Genomic DNA, 17690 nt, shown 5'->3' with positions numbered 1-17690 from the left:
CGTACGGCACGGCCCACCGACCAGCGGTGACGTTGCCGTGGCTCGGTCACACCGCGGAAATACGGCGTACATAGGGTGGCCGGATGGACCGCCAACAGCAGTTCGTCCTGCGCACCCTGGAGGAGCGCGACATCCGTTTCGTCCGCCTGTGGTTCACCGACGTGCTGGGCTACCTCAAGTCCGTGGCGGTCGCGCCGGCGGAACTCGAGGGGGCCTTCAGCGAGGGCATCGGGTTCGACGGGTCCTCGGTGGAGGGGTACGCGCGCGTCCACGAGTCGGACATGATCGCCCGCCCGGACCCGTCGACGTTCCAGGTGCTGCCCTGGGAGTCCGACGACGGCAAGGTCTACTCGGCGCGGATGTTCTGCGACATCACCATGCCGGACGGCAGCCCGTCCTGGGCGGACCCGCGGCACGTGCTGCGCCGGGTCATGGGCGAGGCGGCGTCCATGGGGTTCACCTGCTACGTGCACCCGGAGATCGAGTTCTTCCTGCTGCGCAGCCTGCCCAACGACGGGTCGCTGCCCGAGCCGGCCGATCAGGGCGGCTTCTTCGACCAGGCCAGCCACGACGCGGCCCCGCACTTCCGCCGCAGGGTGATCGAGACCCTGGAGAGCATGGGCATCTCGGTCGAGTTCTCGCACCACGAGGGCGCGCCGGGTCAGCAGGAGATCGACCTGCGCTACGCGGACGCGCTGACCATGGCCGACAACATCATGTCGTTCCGCTACGTGGTGAAGGAGGTCGCGATCACCCAGGGCGTGCGCGCCTCGTTCATGCCGAAGCCGTTCGCCGACCAGCCGGGATCGGCGATGCACACCCACTTCTCGCTGTTCGAGGGGGAGACCAACGCCTTCCACGACGCCGACGACCCGTACCAGATGTCGGCGACCGGAAAGGCGTTCCTGGCCGGCGTGCTGCGGCACGCGCCGGAGATCACCGCGGTGTCCTGCCAGTGGGTCAACTCCTACAAGCGGCTGGTGATCGGCGACGAGGCGCCCACCGCGGTGTCCTGGGGGCAGGCGAACCGCTCGGCGCTGGTGCGCATCCCGGCGTACTCGCCGGGCAAGTCGTCGAGCCAGCGGCTGGAGTTCCGGCTCCCGGACTCCGGGTGCAACCCGTACCTGATGTTCGCCGTGGTGATCGCGGCCGGCCTGCGCGGCATCCGCGAGGGGTACGAGCTACCGGCCCCGGCCGAGGACGACGTGGTGTCGATGACCGAGACCGAGCGGCGCGCGCTCGGCTACGTCCGGCTCCCGGCGTCGCTGGAATCGGCGCTGGCCCTGATGGAGCGGTCCGAGTTCGTGCCGGAGGCGTTGGGGGAGCACGTGTTCGACTACTTCCTCCGCAACAAGCGTGCGGAGTTCGAGGCGTACCGGCGTCAGGTGACCCCGTTCGAGCTGCGCCGCTACCTCTCGCTCTGACCCGCCGCGTCCGGTCCCGGCGTCGGAAGGTCCAGGGCGCGCCGGGCGAGCAGGTCCAGCGTCGCGGCCAGCTCCGTGTCGTCCAGGGGTGAGTCGAAGGTGCCGACCGCGTTGAGCATCCCGAAGACGCCGTGGACGGCGGTGCGCACCGACTCCGCCGGCCAGTCCGGGTGGATCCGGGCCACCAGCGCCCGCCAGCGGCGCACCAGGGTGCGCTGCCGGGCGACCAGACCGGCGCGCTCGTCGGGCGGCAGGTGGTGCACCTCGCGCACGAACACCGCCATCAGCCGGCGCCGGACGGCGACCGCCCGCGTGTAGCTCGCGACGAGCTGGCCCAGCTCCGACCCGGCCGCTCCCGCCGGGTCGGGAGGCGGGGTGGCGGTGACGGCGTCGAGGATGCCGTCGAACACGGCGACCAGCACCGCGGACTTGCTGCCGAAGTGCCGGTAGATCGCCGGGCCGGTGATGCCGGCGGCGGCGCCGATGTCGTCCATCCCGACGGCGGCGTACCCGCGGTCGGCGAACAGATCGGCGGCAGCGGCGACGATCTGCCGGCGGCGGCGGTCGCGACGGGCCGTCATGCCGCCGGACGGCCCGTCGCCGGCCGCCCGGGCGCTGGCCGCCGCGCCGGGCACCGAGCTGGTCGCCGATCCGACCGCCGTGCCGACCCCTGTGCCGAGCGCGGTGCCGATTGCGGTGTCGGTCACTGTGCCGACCACTGTGCCGACCGCCGGGTCCACCGGCATGTCAGACGTCGACCGATCCGCCGGAGCGCCAGTACCACCCGTCGGCGCGGTCCAGGAAGCCGTGGTCGACCAGCTCGCGGCGGAGCGAGACGTAGTCGTCGAACAGCGCCCGCAACTCGATGTTCACCTCGGGCTCGGTGTAGCGCACGCCCGGCACGAACCGGGCCGAGATGACGTCGAGCACCGCGAGCCGCCGGGACAGCTTGGCGGGCATGACGGTGAGCCGCCCGCCGTCGTCGAAGAACCGCAGCCAGACGCTCTGGTCGGCGACCGGCTCGGTGGGCCGCGCCACCCGGGCGGGCCGCCGGACCGCGTCCGGCGCGACGGACGTGCCTGTCCCGGACGCGTCCTGCGGGGTCGCGGCCGCCGCGACCGGAGCGTCCACGGCGGGGGTGTCGACGGCAGCCGCCTGCGCCGCGTCGTCCCGGGTCGCCGGATCCGTGGGCGGCGCGGACCCGGCCGGGCCCGCCGTCACCCGGTCCGCCGTCCCGGGGCCTGCGGGCGCCGGGTCCGCCGCGTCGCCGGGCGGCCGTGCTGCGCTCGTCATCGACTCAGGACACGGCCTCGCTGCGGCCGACGCGCGGCCGCGGCACCCGCCAGCGACGGGGCAGGCACGCGCGGTTGAAGGCGTAGAAACCCAGCGCCCGGCCGCGGGTGGACAGCCCCGAGCCGTCGCCCTTGGGGAAGCGCTCAGCCACCTTCCGGCTCAGCTGCCGCGCGAACACCATGGTGTCCAGCACCGCGGCGAGGATGGCGATGAGCAGCACCAGCGGGCCGTAGGCCTGCAGCAGCGGTGACGGGATCAGCAGCACGATGAAGGACAGCAGCGCGATCGGCAGCAGCAGGCCGGCGATGTTCCGTCGCGCGTCGACGAGGTCGCGGACGTAGGCCCGGACGGGACCGCGGTCCCGCGGCAGCAGGTAGGCGTCGTCGCCGCGCATCATCCGCTGGCGGCGCTCGGTGGCCATCGCCCGGCGCTCGTCCTTGGTCAGTGCCTTGCCGGCGGAGCGCGACCGCTGGACCGCCTCGCGCTGCGTCTTCGGCGGTGGCGCCACCGGTCCGCGCCGGCGCTCGGCCTCCCGGCGCTTGGGCGTCGGCCGGCCCTTGCCGACCGTGGGGGCCTCCACCACGGCCGGCGCCACCGGCGGGGCCTCCGGGGCGCTCTTGCGACGGAGAATGCTCACCCTCGCAGCCTAACGAGTCGGGACCGTCCCAGGACCCGCCCGCGCGGGCGCCGGTCGCGGTCGGGGCAGCGGACCCGGCGGGGGTGTCGGACGGTGCCGTCCCGAGGTGCGGACGGGACCCGGGCGGACGGCGGGAATAGCGGCGCCGGCTGCCCGGGTTGGCCTGGGTGGTGGCGCCGTCCCTGCCGGTCGGCGGCCGCGCCGACATCCCGGCCCGCCGGGTGCGGCGTGGCATCATCGACGGGGGCCGCCCGTACGCCGCCACACGGGAGCACCGACGGTCCGGTCCGGACCATCGATCGAGGGAGCAGAGCCTATGACCACCGCAGACGTCCAGCAGGAGACCGTCGCGCCCGCCGCGGCGCACGGAGTGCTGCTCACCGAACCCGCCGCCGCCAAGGCCAAGGCGCTGCTCGACCGGGACGGCACGCCCGGCATGGTCCTGCGGATCGCCGTGCAGCCCGGTGGCTGCTCGGGCCTGCGCTACGAACTGTTCTTCGACGACCGCTCGCTGGACGGCGACGCCCTCGTCGAGTTCGGCGGTGTCGGGCTGGCCGTCGACCGGATGTCCAAGCCGTACCTGGACGGTGCGGTGATCGACTTCGTCGACACCATCGAGAAGCAGGGCTTCACCATCGACAACCCCAACGCGCAGAACTCCTGCGCGTGCGGCGACTCGTTCCACTGAGCGCAGCGGCGCCGGCCCGGCCGGCCCGCAGGTGACGGGCCCCGGCCCGCACCGCCCGACACCGGCCGCCGGTCCACCAGGACCGGCGGCCGTCGTCGTTCCCGGGGCATCCCAGCCCGACACCGCCGGCCGTCCTCGGGTCCGTGCGCTCGGCCGTCGTCGTGCCGGTGGTGGCGCGCGCCGCGCCGGCCCGCGGGTCGCCGGTTCACCCGCCGGTCACCGGACGGCCACACGGTAGGGTCGGGCCGTCCGAGTGCCCACCAGTGCCGATCAGCGCGGTCCAGCACCGCTGGCCTCCGGCCGGGCCCGTCCACGCCCAGCGTCCCCCTGAGCCCGGAACAGGCAGGCAACTCACCGTGTCGATCGTCGTCACCGGCTCCATCGCCACCGACCACCTGATGCACTTCCCGGGCCGGTTCATCGACTCGCTGCTGCCCGACCAGCTGCACCGGGTGTCGCTGTCCTTCCTGGTCGACGACCTGGTGGTGCGGCGCGGCGGGGTGGCCGCCAACATCAGCTTCGGTCTCGGTCTGCTCGGCGTCCGCCCGGTGCTGCTGGACGCGGTCGGCGCCGACTTCGCCGAGTACGCGGGCTGGCTGGAGCGGCACGGCGTCGACTGCTCGCACGTCCGGACGTTCCCGGACGTGCAGACCGCCCGCTTCGTCTGCACGACCGACGAGGACATGAACCAGATCGGCTCCTTCTACGCCGGCGCCATGGCGCGGGCCCGGGAGATCGAGCTGCTGCCCGCGGTGACCGCGATCGGTGGGGCCTCGCTGGTGATGATCAGCGCGGGCGACCCCGACGGCATGCTCCGGCACGCCGACGAGTGCCGGACCCGCGCCTACGACTTCGCCGCGGACCCGTCCCAGCAACTGGCCCGGATGGACGGCGTCGACATCGCCCGGCTGGTCGGCGGGGCGCGGCTGCTGTTTTCCAACGACTACGAGCTCGGGCTGATGCAGTCCAAGACCGGCTGGACCGCCGAGCAGGTGCTGCGCCAGGTCGGCGTCCGGATCACCACCCACGGTTCGCGCGGCGTCGAGATCGTCGCCGCCGACGGCAGCCGCCTCGAGGTGCCGGTCGTCCCGGAGAAGGAGAAGGTCGACCCCACCGGCGTCGGCGACGCCTTCCGCGCCGGGTTCCTGGCCGGCCGGTACCGCTCGCTCGGCATGGAGCGGTCCGCGCAGCTGGGGTCGCTGATGGCCACCCTGGTGCTGGAGACGCACGGTCCGCAGGAGTACCGGCTGGACACCGCCGACGCGCAGCAGCGTCTGGCCGGCAGCTACGGCCCGGACGCAGCCCAGGAGATCGCCGCGGCACTGGGCTGGTGATCCCTGCGGGTTGCCGGACCACGGCGACGCCCCGCGGGCGTCCCCGGACGACGGCGCCGCCCGGGGCCGGCGCGGGTCAGAGGCGGACCGGATAGACCGGCTCGGGCACCTTGGGCGCCAGCGCCCCGGTGACGAAGATGGCGTGCCACAGCTGGAACACCAGCACGGTCCAGATCGGGCGCGACCAGTCGCCGTCGCCGGCGCGGTGGGCGTCCAGCAGCGCCAGCACCGCGTCCCGGTCCAGGTACTCGTCGGTCTGCGCCGAGGTGATGATGTCCCGGGCCCACTCGTACGAGCCCTCGGCCAGGTAGTGCCGGATCGGCACCGGGAAGCCCAGCTTGCGCCGGTGCAGTACGTGCGGCGGCACGATGCCGGCGACCGCCCGGCGCAGCACGACCTTGGTCGCCTGGCCGGATACCTTCTCCCCGGGCGGCACCGTCGAGGCCACCTCGAACACCCTGGGATCCAGGAACGGCACCCGCAGCTCGAGCGAGTTGGCCATGGTCATCTTGTCGGCCTTGACCAGGATGTCGCCGCGCAGCCAGGTGAACAGGTCGACGTGCTGCATCCGCGAGATCGGGTCCGAGCCCAGGGAGCGCGCGTAGACCGGGTCGGTCACGTCGCGGAAGGACCGCTCCGGGTCGTAGGTCCGCAGCACGCCGGCGAGCTGGTCCTCGCGGAAGATCCGGGCGTTGCCGTAGTACCGCGCCTCGAGGTCCAGCGCGCCGCGGCGCAGCAGGTCCTTGCCGCGGAACCCGCGGGGGAGCCGGCGACCGAGGGTGGCCAGCCCGCGGCGGAGCGGGTCGGGGAGCGCGATCAGCGGCGCCAGCGACCTCGGCTCCCGGTAGATGTTGTAGCCGCCGAACAGCTCGTCGGCGCCCTCGCCGGACAGCACCACCTTGACGTGCTTGCGGGCCTCGTTGGCCACGAAGTAGAGCGGCACCAGCGCCGGGTCGGCGACCGGGTCGTCCAGGTACCAGACGATCAACGGCAGCGTGGACGTCAGCTCCTCCTCGGACACCGTCCGGACGACGTGCCGCACCCCGATCGCCTCGGCGGACTCGACGGCCACGTCGACCTCGCTGTAGCCCTGACGCTCGAAACCCGTCGTGAAGGTCATCAGGTCCGGGTTGTAGCGCTTGGCCAGTGCCGCGATCGCGGTCGAGTCGACGCCGCCGGACAGGAAGGAGCCGACCGTGACGTCGGCCCGCATGTGCGCGCGCACCGAGTCGTCCAGCACCTCGGTGATCTCCGCGGTGAGCCGGTCGCGGTCGGCCGCGGAGCGGAGCGGGCGCGGCAGGAACCGCGGGTGGAAGTAGCGCCGGTGCAACGGCGCCTCGCCCGGGCGGACCGTGACGTGCGTGCCGGACTCGACGCGGCGGATGGCGGCGTCCATGGTCGCCGGCTCCGGCACGTACTGCAGCACCAGGTAGTGCTGCAGCGCGACGGTGTCCACAGCGGCCGGCGCCCCGGTCAGCTCGCGCAGGCCCTTGGCCTCCGACGCGAACGCCACACCGTCCGGCAGTTCCGCGGTGAACAGCGGCTTGATCCCGAACGGGTCGCGCGCGACGAACAGCACCCGCTCCTGGGTGTCCCAGATCAGGAACGCGAACATCCCCCGCAGCCGGGAGGCGGCGTCCGGACCCCAGAAGTGGTACGCCGCGACGATCGCCTCGCCGTCGCCCTCGGTCCGGAACTCGGCGCCGTGGTCGGCGGCCAGCTCCGCACGCAGTTCCAGGTAGTTGTAGATCTCGCCGTTGAAGACGAGCGCGTAGCGCTCCGGCGACTCCGCCGGGCCCCAGCGCAGCGGCTGGTGCGAGTGGTCGATGTCGATGATCGACAGCCGGTTGAAGCCGAAGGCCACCTCGGCGTCCTGCCAGGTGCCCGCCTCGTCCGGTCCGCGGTGCCGGGCGCAGCGCATGCCGGCCGCGAGGGCCTCCACCCGGTCACCGGCACCACCGGTCGAGGAGAGGAACCCCATCAGTCCGCACACACGCGCCACCCGTCCGTCGTCACCACCCGGTCCGCGGCCTGCGCCCCGGGTCGCGGACCAGTATCCCGCCGGGCCCGGCCGCCCCGCGGCGACCGCGGCGGCGGGTCGCGGGGCCGGCCGGTCGCCGGCGGACCGACCAGGGTGCATCATGGGTCTTCGACAAGTCGTAGAGAAGTGCGGGGAACAGGGACGGGTCCGGACGAGCGGGCCGGCGTGGGGCCGGCCCTCGGCGGGTACCGCGGTGGCAGGGTCGAGTAGCCTCAGCTCTGATCACCGGCCGGGCCGGCCAGGTGTCACCGGTCCCCGGACCGGGCCCGTGGCTGGCCGGCGCGTCGTGGCGGTGTTTCGGTGCTTCTGGAGGGAGCGGGCGTGGCGGGGTCTCGCACGGTTCGACGGTGGTCGCTGGCGGGGACCCTGGTCGCTGCCGGCGTGCTCGCCAGTGGCTGCTCGGCCACCGACCTGCCCCGGTTCGGCTGGCCGGAGGGCGTCACCGACCAGGCCAAGAGGATGCAGGGCTTCTGGTCCGGCTCGGTCATCGCCGCGCTGGTCGTCGGCGTCATCGTGTGGGGCCTGATGTTCTGGTCCTTCATCGCCTACCGGAAGCGGAAGAACTCGCCGCTGTACCCGAAGCAGACCAAGGAGAACCTGCCGCTCGAGCTGGTCTACACGGCGGCGCCGTTCGTGCTGATCGCGGTGCTGTTCTACTTCACGGTCACCACCGAGAACTTCGTGCTCAAGACCGTCCCGAACCCGGACGTCAACGTCAACGTCACCGCCTTCAAGTGGGGCTGGGACTTCTCCTACGACGGCACCGACATGCCGGCACAGAACACCACCGCGCAGCAGGTGGAGACCGACAACAAGGTCCACACGGTCAGCGAGCCGACCGAGGTGCCGATCCTGGTGCTGCCGGTCAACAAGGTCATCCAGTACACACTGTCCAGCCGGGACGTCATCCACTCGTTCTGGGTGCCGGACTTCCTGTTCAAGCGCGACGTGTTCCCGTACCCGCAGCAGAACAACTCGGTCAACGTCTTCCAGAACACCATCCAGACGACGGGCGCCTTCGTCGGGCGGTGCGCCGAGCTCTGCGGCACCTACCACTCCGCGATGAACTTCGAGGTCCGCTCGGTCCCCGACGACGTCTACCAGGCGTACCTGAAGTACCGGCAGCAGATCGACCCGGCGACGCAGCAGCCGTACACGTTCGGGGCGGCGTTGGCGCAGGTCGGCAAGGACATCCCGAGCTGCGGCCAGCTGTGCTCGCCGCGGTCCTACACGACCTACCCGATCGACCCGAACCGGGCAGCGAAGCAGGCCAGTCAACCGCAGGCAGGTGGCAAGTGACCGTCGACGAGCGACACGACGCGGGTGGTGCCTCCGTCACCTCGCCGTCCCGGGGCATGCGCGTGGAGGCCCTGGTCTTCCTCTGCCTGACCGGCTTCTTCGTGCTGGCGGCCATCATCTACGGCATCTTCGCCGGCAACGAGGAGCCGGTGGGCGTCGTCGCGCTGACCCTCACCGCCGGCCTGTCGCTGATCATCGGCACGTTCCTGCAGTTCGCGTCGCGCCGGCTGGAGAGCGCCCGGCCGGAGGACGACGACGACGCGGACATCGCCGACGGTGCGGGTGAGCTGGGCTTCTTCTCGCCCGGGTCGCTGTGGCCGTTCGGCATGGCGTTCGCCGCGGCGGCCACCGCGGTGGCGATCGCGTTCTTCCTGGTCTGGCTGATGATCATCACCATCACGTTCCTGCTGATGACGATCGTCGGGCTGCTGTTCGAGTACCACCGCCGTCCCGCGACGCACTGACCCTGCCGGACCGGCTCAGCCCGCGCAGCACGGCCAGTGCCGCGTCGCGGTCCCCGACCGGTACCAGCAGGTGGTCGTGGTGGTACCCGGCCACGGTGTTGCAGCTGATCCCGGCGTCGGCCAGCGCCCCGGCGAACGCCGCGGTCAGCCCCACCGCCGCCAGCGACGAGTGGACCTGCAGGGTGATCCAGGCGGCCACGAAGTCGTACGGCAGTCCTCGCGCGTCGGCCACCTCGCGCCGCAGCACCAGGGTCAGGCCTTCGTCCTCGCGGACGAGCGCCTCCGCCGGCAATCCCGGCCCTCCGGGTCCGGCCGGGTCGGGCCCGTCGGAGGCCGGAGGGTCGAGGTGCACCACGAACACGTACTCGCCGTCCCGCAGCACGGGCTCCATGTCCCGCAGCAGGGTGTCCAGGTCGGTCGCGCCGGCCACGGCGCCTCCTCGGGTGGGTCCACGGCCCGGTGTCGGGCGCCCGGCATCCAGTATCCAGTGGGCGGCGTCTCCGGGCGTCGCCGCCGGTCGAGCCGGCCGGACGGGAGCGGCCCGGGCGTCGCGGCCGGTTCGGTGGCGATGACGACGACGGGCGGGGGACAGCGGTGAGCGCGGAGGTGCCCGAGCACCTGGACGTGCTGGTGGTGGGCGCGGGCGTGTCCGGCGTCGGCGCCGCCTGCATGCTGCGGCGGCGCTGCCCCGAGCTGTCGTTCGCCGTGCTGGAGGCTCGCGAGGCGATCGGGGGCACCTGGGACCTGTTCCGTTACCCCGGCGTGCGGTCCGACTCGGACATGTTCACCCTCGGCTACTCGTTCCGGCCGTGGTCCGGCGACCGGGCCATCGCCGACGGCGCGGCCATCCGGGACTACGTGCGCCGCACGGCAGCGGAGTACGGGGTGGACCGGGCCGTGCGGTTCGGGCACCGGGCGGTCGCCGCGGACTGGGACGGCGATCGGGCGCGGTGGACCGTGACCGTGGAGCGCGCCGGGAGCGGTGAGCGTGTGGAGCTGACCTGCCGGTGGCTGTCGGTCTGCACCGGCTACTACCGCTACGACGGGGGCCACCGCCCGGTTCTGCCCGGCGAGGACCGGTTCCGCGGCCGGTGGGTGCACCCGCAGCAGTGGCCGCAGGATCTGGACTGGTCCGGACGGCGCGTGGTGATCGTCGGCAGCGGCGCCACGGCGGTGACGCTGGTCCCGGCGCTCGCCGAGCGTGCCGCCCACGTCACGATGCTCCAGCGGACGCCCACGTACGTCGTCGCGCTGCCGTCGGTCGACCGGGTGGCCGGCCTCCTGGGTCGCGCCCTGCCGGGCCGGGCGGCGCAGGCCGCCGTGCGCTGGAAGAACATCCTGCTGGGCGTCGCGTCGTACCAGTTCGCCCGGCGCCGTCCCCGGGCCATGAAGTGGTTCGTCCGCCGCGGCGTCCTGCGGGCACTGCCGCGCGGATACGACGTGGACACCCACTTCCGCCCGCCGTACGAGCCGTGGGACCAGCGGCTGTGCGTCGCGCCGGACGGCGACCTGTTCCGGGCCGTGGCGTCCGGCGCCGCCGAGGTGGTCACCGACCGGATCGAGACGTTCACCGCGGACGGGATCCGGCTCGCGTCGGGGCGCCACCTGCCGGCCGACATCGTGGTGACCGCCACCGGGTTGCAGGTGCTGCCCGCCGGTGGGATGACGCTCCGCGTCGACGGCCGGCCGGTCGACCTGCCGGCGACCGTGGCCTACAAGGGGATGATGCTGTCCGGTGTCCCCAACTTCAACCTGGTGATCGGGTACACCAACGCGTCGTGGACGCTCAAGGCCGACCTGGTGAACCGCTACGTGACCCGCCTGCTGCGGTACCTGCGCCGGCACGGGTACGACCGCGCCACTCCGCTCGCACCGCGCACCGAGCCGGCCGACCAGCCGTTCCTGGACTTCCAGGCCGGGTACGTGCGACGCAGCATCGACCAGTTGCCGCGTCAGGGTCGCCGTGCCCCGTGGCGGCTGCACCAGAACTACCTGCGGGACGTGGTGCTGATGCGCTGGGGACGGCTCGCCGACGAGGGCATGGCGTTCGGCCGGCCCGCAGCTGGCTCCTGATCCGCCCGTAGCGGTTCGACGGCGGGATGACCCTGGGGGACCGGGGCCGCCGGCAACGTCGTCCCGAGTCGGCGGGCGTCGGCCGGTGCTGACCGGCACCGCCGCCGGTGTGGCGCGCCCTGCCGACGTCGGCGGGTCCGCAGGGGTCGGAGCACCAGCCGACACCCGGCAGTACCGCCGCCACGGGACCCCAGCGGGACCCGGAACGCCCGAGGGCGGCTCCCCGGTGGGGAGCCGCCCCCGTGGTCGGTGCGGCGGTGCCGTCGAGCTCAGTGCCGGCTGGGACCGCTGCCGACCTCGGCGATGGGATCGGTGGCCCCCAGCTCGCTGTGGTGCAGCTGCCCGGAGTCGTCGATCGGCCGGACGAATCCCGGGATCGGGCTGCCGGCGGTGCCCAGCTGGTTCATCCGCTTGGGCACCGGGGCCCCCTGATAGGCCAAGGGCAGTGGGTGGCCGTGGGCGTCGACCGGGCCCAACGGCTGGTGCACCTCGATGAACTCGCCGGACGGCAGCCGCTTGATGATGCCCGTCTCGATGCCGTGCTCGAGCACGTCCCGGTCGGAGTGCTGCAACGCCAGGCAGATCTTGTAGGTGATGACGTAGACGACGATCGGCGCGACGATCACGCCGATGCGACCGATCCAGGTCATGACGTTCAGCGAGATGTCCAGCTTCAACGCGAACAGGTCGTTGGCACCGTTGATCAGGTTGATGATGTAGAAGGACAGGAACGCCGCGCCCAGCGACGTCCGGACCGGGACGTCCCGGGGACGCTGCAGCAGGTTGTGCATGGCTTTGTCCTTGGTGAACTTGGCCTCGATCCACGGGTACGCCGCGATCAGCATCATCAGGACCGTCGCGGACAGGATCGACGGCACGAACACGGCCGGAACCATGTAATGGCCGAACAGGTCGCGGATCTCCCACGCGGGCCAGATGCGCACCAGACCGTCGAGGAAGCCCATGTAGAAGTCGGGCTGGACCCCGGCCGAGACCTGTCCCGGCGTGTACGGCCCGAGGGTCCAGATCGGGTTGATCTGGAAGATGCCCGCGAGCAGCGCAATGATGCCGGTGACGACGGCGAAGAAGCCGCCGCCCTTGGCCGCGAAGGTGGGCAGCACCCGGACGCCCACCACGTTGTTCTCCGTCGCCCGCGGGCCGGGGAACTGGGTGTGCTTCTGGAACCACACCAGCGCGACGTGCACGCCGATCAGGGCCAGCAGCAGGCCCGGGATCAGCAGGATGTGCAGCGAGTAGAACCTCGGGATGATGATGTCGCCGGGGAAGTCGCCGCCGAACACCGCCCAGTGCATCCAGGTCCCGATGACCGGGATCGACAGGATGAACGCCGAGACCGCCCGTAGACCGGTGCCGGACAACAGGTCGTCCGGGAGCGAGTAGCCGAGGAAGCCCTCGGCCATGCTCAGCACCAGCAACAGCACGCCGATGATCCAGTTGGCCTCGCGCGGCTTGCGGAACGCACCCGTGAAGAAGATGCGCATCATGTGCAGCATCATCGACCAGAGGAAGATCAACGCCGCCCAGTGGTGGATCTGCCGGACGAGCAGGCCGCCGCGGACCTCCATCGAGAGGTTGACGGTGCTCTCGTAGGCCATCGACATCCGGATGCCGCGGAGCTTGTCGTAGACGCCGTTGTAGACCGTCTCGGCCATCGACGGGTCGTAGAACAGGGTCAGGTAGACACCCGACAGCAGCAGCACCAGGAACGAGTACAGCGACGCCTCGCCCAGCATGAAGGACCAGTGGGTCGGGAAGACCTTGTTCAGCTGGGTCCGGAGCGGCCGGGCGTTGTGGTACCGCAGGTCGGCCCCGTCGAGGGCGACCTGCGCGAGCCCACCGGCCTTCTTGGTGACCCGCGTGGTGAGGCGGCTCATGTGCTGCTCCCCTTCAGATGCGAACCCCACGGGCGACTACCCTGGTCGGATTCCCAGAAACCGGGTCCCACAGGCTCGATGAAATCACGCTCGGCGACGAAGTAACCCTCGTCGTCCAGCCCGATCGGCAGCTGCGGCAGCGGCCGCGCGGCCGGGCCGAACACCGGCCGGGCGCCGTCGAAGATGTCGAACTGCGACTGGTGGCACGGGCACAGCACCCGGCCGGTCTGCTGCTCGTACAGCGACACCGGGCAGCCGACGTGCGTGCAGATCTTCGAGTAGGCGTAGAAGTCGCCGTACTCGAAGCCGTCCTGGCCGTCCCGGATGCGGACCGGGGTGTTCGGGCGGAGCCGGAACAGCATGACCGGTGCGTCACCGGCCATCACCGAGTCCGGCACCGCTGGGTAGACGGTGACCAGCGCACCGGCGGCGATGTCCTCGGGCCGGACCGGGGTGCCGTCCAGTTGCACGAGCCGGACCTTGTTGCCGTTGACCGGCGCCCACGGCGTGACCCACAGCTCCGACTGCGGACCCGCCGCCCACGGGTTCTTGATGAACCCGCCCAGCAGCGGCACGGCCACCGCGACGCCGAGACCGCCGCCGGCCAGGGCCAGCGACGCCTTGATCATGCCGCGGCGCTTGATCAGCCCCATCTTCTGGCCGGTGTCGGTGATCTCGCCGCCGAGGGTCTGCCGGTCGATCTCGTCGGACATGCCGATGTGCCGTTCCTGGATGGCGAGCTCGTGCGGGGCGATCTTCTTCGCCAGCGCGATGACCCCGATGCCGAAGGCCAGGATGCAGCCGCCGAACGTGATCCCCAGGATCGGTGTGTACAAGGCGTACAGCACCTGCTTGGAGCCGGCGTACGCCGTCTGGTACTGCTGCGGCCACCAGATGAACGCGACGGCCGCCAGCAGTCCCAGCAGACCCGAGAGCAGGAACCAGCGCACCACCTGGCGCTCGGCACGCTTGTCCGCGGGGGAGCCCGGGACGTAGCGTTCGCCGTACTCGACCAGATCCACGCCGTCCAGGGCGGCGCCGAGCCGGGCCTTCTCCTCGCGCGTCATGCGCGCGACTTCCTCCGCAGGGGGGATCCGCATCCCGTGCAGCGGGTGGCTCATGCCTTCGACCCCATCCACAGCGTCAGCGCCACGATGGCGCCCATTCCGACGATGAACGCGGCCAGGCCTTCCGGAGCCGGACCGAAACCGCCCAGGTTGTACCCGCCCGGGTCGATCGTCTGCTTGGTGTTCTGGATGTACGCGATGATCGACTTCTTCTCGTCCGGGGTGAGCTGGCCGTCGCTGAACTTCGGCATCTGCTCGGGGCCGGAGAGCATCGCCGAATAGATCACCTGGTCGGTGGCCTGGTCCAGCGGCGGCGCGTACTTGCCCTGCGAGAGCGCGCCGCCCTGGCCGGTGTAGTTGTGGCAGGACGCGCAGTTCAGCCGGTAGAGGTCGCTGCCCCGGGCCAGGTTCTCCCGGTTCTGCAGGTCACCGGCAGGAACCGCGGGACCGCCGCCGACCGACTCGATGTAGGCCGACAGCTGGTCGACCTCGGTCTCGTCGAAGTACAGGTCCTTGCGCGGCATCTGCGCGCCGTTCTCCACGGCGGGCATGCGGCCGGTCATCACCTGGAAGTAGACGGCCGCCTGGCCGACGCCGATCAGCGACGGTCCGCGGGTCAGCACGCCCTGCAGGTTGGCGCCGTGGCAGGTGATGCACGAGGTGGTGTACAGGCTCTTCCCGGCGGTGATCTTCGCCGGGTCGATGTCGGCGGCCTGGGCGGTCTGCGGAGCCGGGGAGAAGGCCGAGTAGGCCAGGCCCATGGCCACCAGGGCGAACAGCAGGGCCAGTCCGCCGCTGATCCGGCGGGCCAGCTTCGATCGGCGCGCGATCCGGCGGCCGCGCGGCGGACGCGCCGCGGCCTCGGCCCCGGCCGCCCGGTGCTTGCTCTTCATCGCCTGCCCTGCCCGTCGTCGGTGTGCGCGTCCGTGGAGTGGTACCGGTGCGGACGCGTCATCGGATGATGTAGATGGTGGCGAACAGGCCGATCCAGACGACGTCGACGAAGTGCCAGTAGTACGACACCACGATGGCGCTGGTGGCCTGGGCCGGGGTGAACTTGGAGACCTTGGTGCGGCCGATCAGGAGCACGAAGGCGAGCAGGCCGCCGATGACGTGCAGGCCGTGGAAACCGGTCGTCAGGAAGAAGACCGTGCCGTAGGCCGACGACGCGAGCGTCGTGTCGTGGTTCATGACCAGGTTCCGGTACTCGTTCGCCTGGCCGAGCACGAAGATCAGGCCCATCACCAGGGTCAGCAGGTACCAGCGGCGCAGCCCGAACACGTCGCCGCGCTCGGCCGCGAACACTCCGAACTGGCAGGTGAAGGACGAGGCCACCAGGATGATGGTGAACGTCAGGGCGTAGGGGACGTCCAGCTCGGTGGGCGGCGGCGGCCACGGCTTGGCACCGTTGGTCGCGCGGGCCGTGAAGTAGACGCCGAACAGTCCGGCGAAGAACATCAGCTCGCTGGCGAGCCACACGATCGTGCCGACGCTGACCATGTTGGGGCGGTTCAGCGTGTGGATCCGCGCGCTGATCGCGGAGGTGCCGGAGCGCCCGGTCGCAGTCGTCACACGGCGATTATGACCCGGACCCCCGTCAACTGTCGGGGTGGGAGGGGGCTGTGAGCCGTGTCGGAGCCTCCTGGGAGACGTCTGCGCAGGTCAGCGGCGTGAAAAAATCTTCGACAAGCTGTCGAAGTTGACCCCTCCGGCGCGTCCGGTCCGGTGCTCGGGCGACCGCCGGCGCGGTGCCCCTACGATCAGGTCCACGGCTGCCGACACGTCCCGGTCGGACGGCCCCGTGGGGACCGGCGACGGTCCCCACCGGAACCGGGACGCGCACCGGCGGAGGCTGCCCCGCGGCAGGGTTCCGGCGGTGCGACGGCCAGAGCGGCGCCGGTGCGACAACGGAGGTCATCCGAGTCCATGAGCAACCCTGTCGTGCTGGTCTACAGCCACCGCAGCGAGGTCCGTGACGCGATCATCACCGCCGTCGGGCGGCGACCGGCGCCCGACGTCGGACGGGTCGATTTCCTCGAGGCCTCCGGCGTGGCCGACGTCCTCGCCGCGGTCGACGACCGGGCGGCCGACGTCCTGATCCTGGACGGCGAGGCACAGCCGACCGGCGGCATCGGGATCTGCCGGCAGGTCCACCTGGAGGCGGCCGTGGTGCCGCCGGTGATCGTCACCGTCCGGCGCGCCGCGGACCGGTGGCTGGCCACCTGGGCGCGCGCCGACGAGATCCTGGTGCACCCGCTGGACCCGGTCACCACGGCCGAGACCGTGGCGTCCGTGCTGCGCCGGCGGGCGGCCACCCTGCCGGCGGCGACCGCCAGGTGACCTCCGCGGGACCGGGTGACGGCACCGCGGCCACCGGCGTGCCGACCTGGCCGGACCTGCTCGGCAGGCTGGTCGCGGGGGAGGACCTGACCGCGGAGCAGACGGGCTGGGTGATGGACCAGCTGATGAGCGGTGTGGCGACGCCCGCGCAGCTCGCCGGCTTCGCGGTGGCCCTGCGCGCCAAGGGCGAGACCGCGCAGGAGGTGGCCGGGCTTGCCTCGTCCATGCTGGGACACGCGGTCCGGGTGACCGTCCCGGTGCGGGCCGTGGACATCGTCGGGACCGGCGGCGACCGGGCGAACACCGTCAACATCTCGACCATGGCGGCCGTCGTGGCGGCCGCAGCGGGCGCCCCGGTCGTCAAGCACGGCAACCGAGCGGCGTCGAGCCGCTGCGGCGCGGCCGACCTGGTGGAGGCGCTCGGCGTGCCGCTGACCCTGGGCCCGGAGGCCGTCGCCGCCACCGTCCGGACCGCCGGGATCGGCTTCTGCTTCGCCCCGGTGTTCCACCCGTCCTACCGCCATGCCGGCCCGACCCGGCGGGAGCTGGGCATCCCCACCGTCTTCAACTTCCTCGGGCCGCTGACCAACCCGGCGCAGCCCGCGGCCGCCGCCGTCGGGTGCGGGGACGCCCGGATGGCCGGCGTCATGGCCGAGGTGTTCGCCGGTCGCGACGCCGACGTGCTGCTCTTCCGCGGCGACGACGGGCTCGACGAGCTGACCACCACGACGACGTCCACGGTGTGGCAGGTGCGGGGCGGGCAGGTGGACCGGGTGACCGTCGATCCGGCCGCGCTGGGCATCCCGGCGGCCGCGCCCCGGGACCTGCGCGGCGGCGACGTCCAGCGAAACGTCGAGGTGGCCCGGGACCTCTTCGCCGGGCGGACCGGCCCGGTCGCCGACGCCGTGGCCCTCAACGCCGGCGCGGCGCTGGCCGCGCACGCCGGGCTCACCGGAGACCTGGTCGCCGACCTGTCGGCCGGGCTCGCTCGCGCCCGGGCCGCGCTCGCCGACGGCTCCGCCGCGACGCTCGTCGACCGGTGGGTCGCCGCCGCAACCTGAGCCCTGAGCCCTGAGCCCTGAGCCGGGCCGGGCCGCGACGTCGGGCGCACGCGGCGCGCGCCCGGGCCGGGCGG

At 72.3% G+C, this 17690-nt stretch carries 17 protein-coding genes; 8 read left to right on the top strand and 9 right to left on the bottom strand.

Annotated features, from left to right (window positions below; genetic code table 11):
* Window positions 1–83 precede the first annotated feature (83 nt).
* Window positions 84–1424 carry a type I glutamate--ammonia ligase gene (glnA, locus tag IEY37_RS17665; protein ID WP_188943937.1) on the top strand — a complete coding sequence of 447 codons (1341 nt, stop codon included), beginning with the start codon at window positions 84–86 and terminating at the stop codon, window positions 1422–1424.
* Here the strand turns inward: glnA and IEY37_RS22695 are convergent.
* Genes IEY37_RS22695 through IEY37_RS17650 form a run of 3 tightly spaced genes read right to left on the bottom strand, consistent with a single transcriptional unit; the run spans window position 1409 to window position 3354 of the window.
* A complete protein-coding gene (locus tag IEY37_RS22695) occupies window positions 1409–2131 on the bottom strand; it encodes a TetR/AcrR family transcriptional regulator (protein WP_188943935.1) in 723 nt (240 codons plus the stop codon). The genes glnA and IEY37_RS22695 overlap by 16 nt on opposite strands.
* Before the next feature lie 40 nt (window positions 2132–2171).
* Window positions 2172–2717 carry a DUF2087 domain-containing protein gene (locus IEY37_RS22310; RefSeq protein ID WP_229674594.1) on the bottom strand — a complete coding sequence of 182 codons (546 nt, stop codon included), beginning with the start codon at window positions 2715–2717 and terminating at the stop codon, window positions 2172–2174.
* A 4-nt stretch (window positions 2718–2721) separates the two neighbouring features.
* Entirely contained in the window at window positions 2722–3354 is a 633-nt protein-coding gene (locus IEY37_RS17650) for a DUF3043 domain-containing protein (RefSeq protein WP_188943933.1), read from the bottom strand.
* A gap of 316 nt (window positions 3355–3670) precedes the next feature.
* Between IEY37_RS17650 and IEY37_RS17645 the strand changes: the two genes are divergently transcribed.
* Window positions 3671–4042: a HesB/IscA family protein gene (locus IEY37_RS17645; RefSeq protein WP_188943931.1), complete on the top strand. Its 372-nt coding sequence runs from the start codon at window positions 3671–3673 to the stop codon at window positions 4040–4042.
* Between the two features lie 398 nt (window positions 4043–4440).
* Window positions 4441–5376 carry a carbohydrate kinase family protein gene (locus IEY37_RS17640; RefSeq protein ID WP_188943992.1) on the top strand — a complete coding sequence of 312 codons (936 nt, stop codon included), beginning with the start codon at window positions 4441–4443 and terminating at the stop codon, window positions 5374–5376.
* A 76-nt stretch (window positions 5377–5452) separates the two neighbouring features.
* Here IEY37_RS17640 and asnB read toward each other — a convergent pair whose 3' ends face one another.
* The gene (gene asnB, locus IEY37_RS17635; protein ID WP_188943990.1) at window positions 5453–7369 is read right to left on the bottom strand and encodes an asparagine synthase (glutamine-hydrolyzing); all 1917 of its coding nucleotides are present in this window, start codon (window positions 7367–7369) and stop codon (window positions 5453–5455) included.
* 369 nt (window positions 7370–7738) lie between these two features.
* Here asnB and ctaC point away from each other — a divergent pair, with 369 nt between their 5' ends.
* Together ctaC and ctaF are read left to right on the top strand one after the other, a co-directional pair.
* Window positions 7739–8716 (top strand): aa3-type cytochrome oxidase subunit II, encoded by a 978-nt coding sequence (gene ctaC, locus IEY37_RS17630; RefSeq protein ID WP_229674591.1) that lies wholly within the window; start codon window positions 7739–7741, stop codon window positions 8714–8716.
* Window positions 8717–8772: 56 nt separating this feature from the next.
* Complete coding sequence (gene ctaF / locus IEY37_RS17625; RefSeq protein WP_188943986.1) at window positions 8773–9180, top strand: aa3-type cytochrome oxidase subunit IV; 408 nt, start codon at window positions 8773–8775, stop codon at window positions 9178–9180.
* On the opposite strand, the gene IEY37_RS17620 is transcribed toward ctaF, so the two are convergent.
* The gene (locus tag IEY37_RS17620) at window positions 9113–9610 is read right to left on the bottom strand and encodes an ACT domain-containing protein (protein WP_188943929.1); all 498 of its coding nucleotides are present in this window, start codon (window positions 9608–9610) and stop codon (window positions 9113–9115) included. The genes ctaF and IEY37_RS17620 overlap by 68 nt on opposite strands.
* A 164-nt stretch (window positions 9611–9774) precedes the next feature.
* Between IEY37_RS17620 and IEY37_RS17615 the strand changes: the two genes are divergently transcribed.
* Window positions 9775–11253 carry a flavin-containing monooxygenase gene (locus tag IEY37_RS17615; protein WP_308426401.1) on the top strand — a complete coding sequence of 493 codons (1479 nt, stop codon included), beginning with the start codon at window positions 9775–9777 and terminating at the stop codon, window positions 11251–11253.
* A 269-nt stretch (window positions 11254–11522) separates the two neighbouring features.
* Here IEY37_RS17615 and qcrB read toward each other — a convergent pair whose 3' ends face one another.
* Genes qcrB through ctaE form a run of 4 tightly spaced genes read right to left on the bottom strand, consistent with a single transcriptional unit; the run spans window position 11523 to window position 15787 of the window.
* A complete protein-coding gene (gene qcrB / locus IEY37_RS17610; protein ID WP_188943927.1) occupies window positions 11523–13148 on the bottom strand; it encodes a cytochrome bc1 complex cytochrome b subunit in 1626 nt (541 codons plus the stop codon).
* Window positions 13145–14248, bottom strand: coding sequence for a cytochrome bc1 complex Rieske iron-sulfur subunit (gene qcrA, locus IEY37_RS17605; protein WP_188943982.1), 1104 nt, complete (start codon window positions 14246–14248; stop codon window positions 13145–13147). The genes qcrB and qcrA overlap by 4 nt, the downstream gene beginning before the upstream one ends.
* Before the next feature lie 17 nt (window positions 14249–14265).
* The gene (gene qcrC, locus IEY37_RS17600) at window positions 14266–15108 is read right to left on the bottom strand and encodes a cytochrome bc1 complex diheme cytochrome c subunit (protein ID WP_188943925.1); all 843 of its coding nucleotides are present in this window, start codon (window positions 15106–15108) and stop codon (window positions 14266–14268) included.
* Window positions 15109–15166: 58 nt separating this feature from the next.
* A complete protein-coding gene (gene ctaE, locus IEY37_RS17595; protein ID WP_188943923.1) occupies window positions 15167–15787 on the bottom strand; it encodes an aa3-type cytochrome oxidase subunit III in 621 nt (206 codons plus the stop codon).
* Window positions 15788–16141: 354 nt separating this feature from the next.
* On the opposite strand from ctaE, the gene IEY37_RS17590 reads away from it, so the two are divergent.
* Both IEY37_RS17590 and trpD read left to right on the top strand, forming a co-directional pair.
* Window positions 16142–16555, top strand: coding sequence for a hypothetical protein (locus IEY37_RS17590; protein WP_188943921.1), 414 nt, complete (start codon window positions 16142–16144; stop codon window positions 16553–16555).
* On the top strand, window positions 16552–17616 hold the full coding sequence (trpD, locus tag IEY37_RS17585) for an anthranilate phosphoribosyltransferase (RefSeq protein WP_229674588.1): 1065 nt from the start codon (window positions 16552–16554) through the stop codon (window positions 17614–17616). The genes IEY37_RS17590 and trpD overlap by 4 nt, the downstream gene beginning before the upstream one ends.
* Window positions 17617–17690 lie beyond the last annotated feature (74 nt).

Source organism: Nakamurella endophytica, assembly GCF_014646215.1.
Classification (GTDB): Bacteria; Actinomycetota; Actinomycetes; order Mycobacteriales; family Nakamurellaceae; genus Nakamurella; species Nakamurella endophytica.
The sequence above is the reverse complement of the archived record's forward strand: the minus strand, read 5'-3'. Positions and strand labels throughout refer to the sequence as shown.

What these genes read in the sequence shown, in the direction of transcription:
- qcrC (WP_188943925.1), bottom strand. Translation starts at nt 15,108, where the DNA reads ATGAAGAGCAAGCACCGGGCGGCCGGGGCCGAGGCCGCGGCGCGTCCG.
- qcrA (WP_188943982.1), bottom strand. Translation starts at nt 14,248, where the DNA reads ATGCGGATCCCCCCTGCGGAGGAAGTCGCGCGCATGACGCGCGAGGAG.
- IEY37_RS17640 (WP_188943992.1), top strand. Translation starts at nt 4,441, where the DNA reads ATGCACTTCCCGGGCCGGTTCATCGACTCGCTGCTGCCCGACCAGCTG.
- ctaF (WP_188943986.1), top strand. Translation starts at nt 8,773, where the DNA reads ATGCGCGTGGAGGCCCTGGTCTTCCTCTGCCTGACCGGCTTCTTCGTG.
- IEY37_RS17590 (WP_188943921.1), top strand. Translation starts at nt 16,142, where the DNA reads ATGAGCAACCCTGTCGTGCTGGTCTACAGCCACCGCAGCGAGGTCCGT.
- IEY37_RS17645 (WP_188943931.1), top strand. Translation starts at nt 3,671, where the DNA reads ATGACCACCGCAGACGTCCAGCAGGAGACCGTCGCGCCCGCCGCGGCG.
- glnA (WP_188943937.1), top strand. Translation starts at nt 84, where the DNA reads ATGGACCGCCAACAGCAGTTCGTCCTGCGCACCCTGGAGGAGCGCGAC.
- IEY37_RS22310 (WP_229674594.1), bottom strand. Translation starts at nt 2,717, where the DNA reads ATGACGAGCGCAGCACGGCCGCCCGGCGACGCGGCGGACCCGGCGCCC.
- qcrB (WP_188943927.1), bottom strand. Translation starts at nt 13,148, where the DNA reads ATGAGCCGCCTCACCACGCGGGTCACCAAGAAGGCCGGTGGGCTCGCG.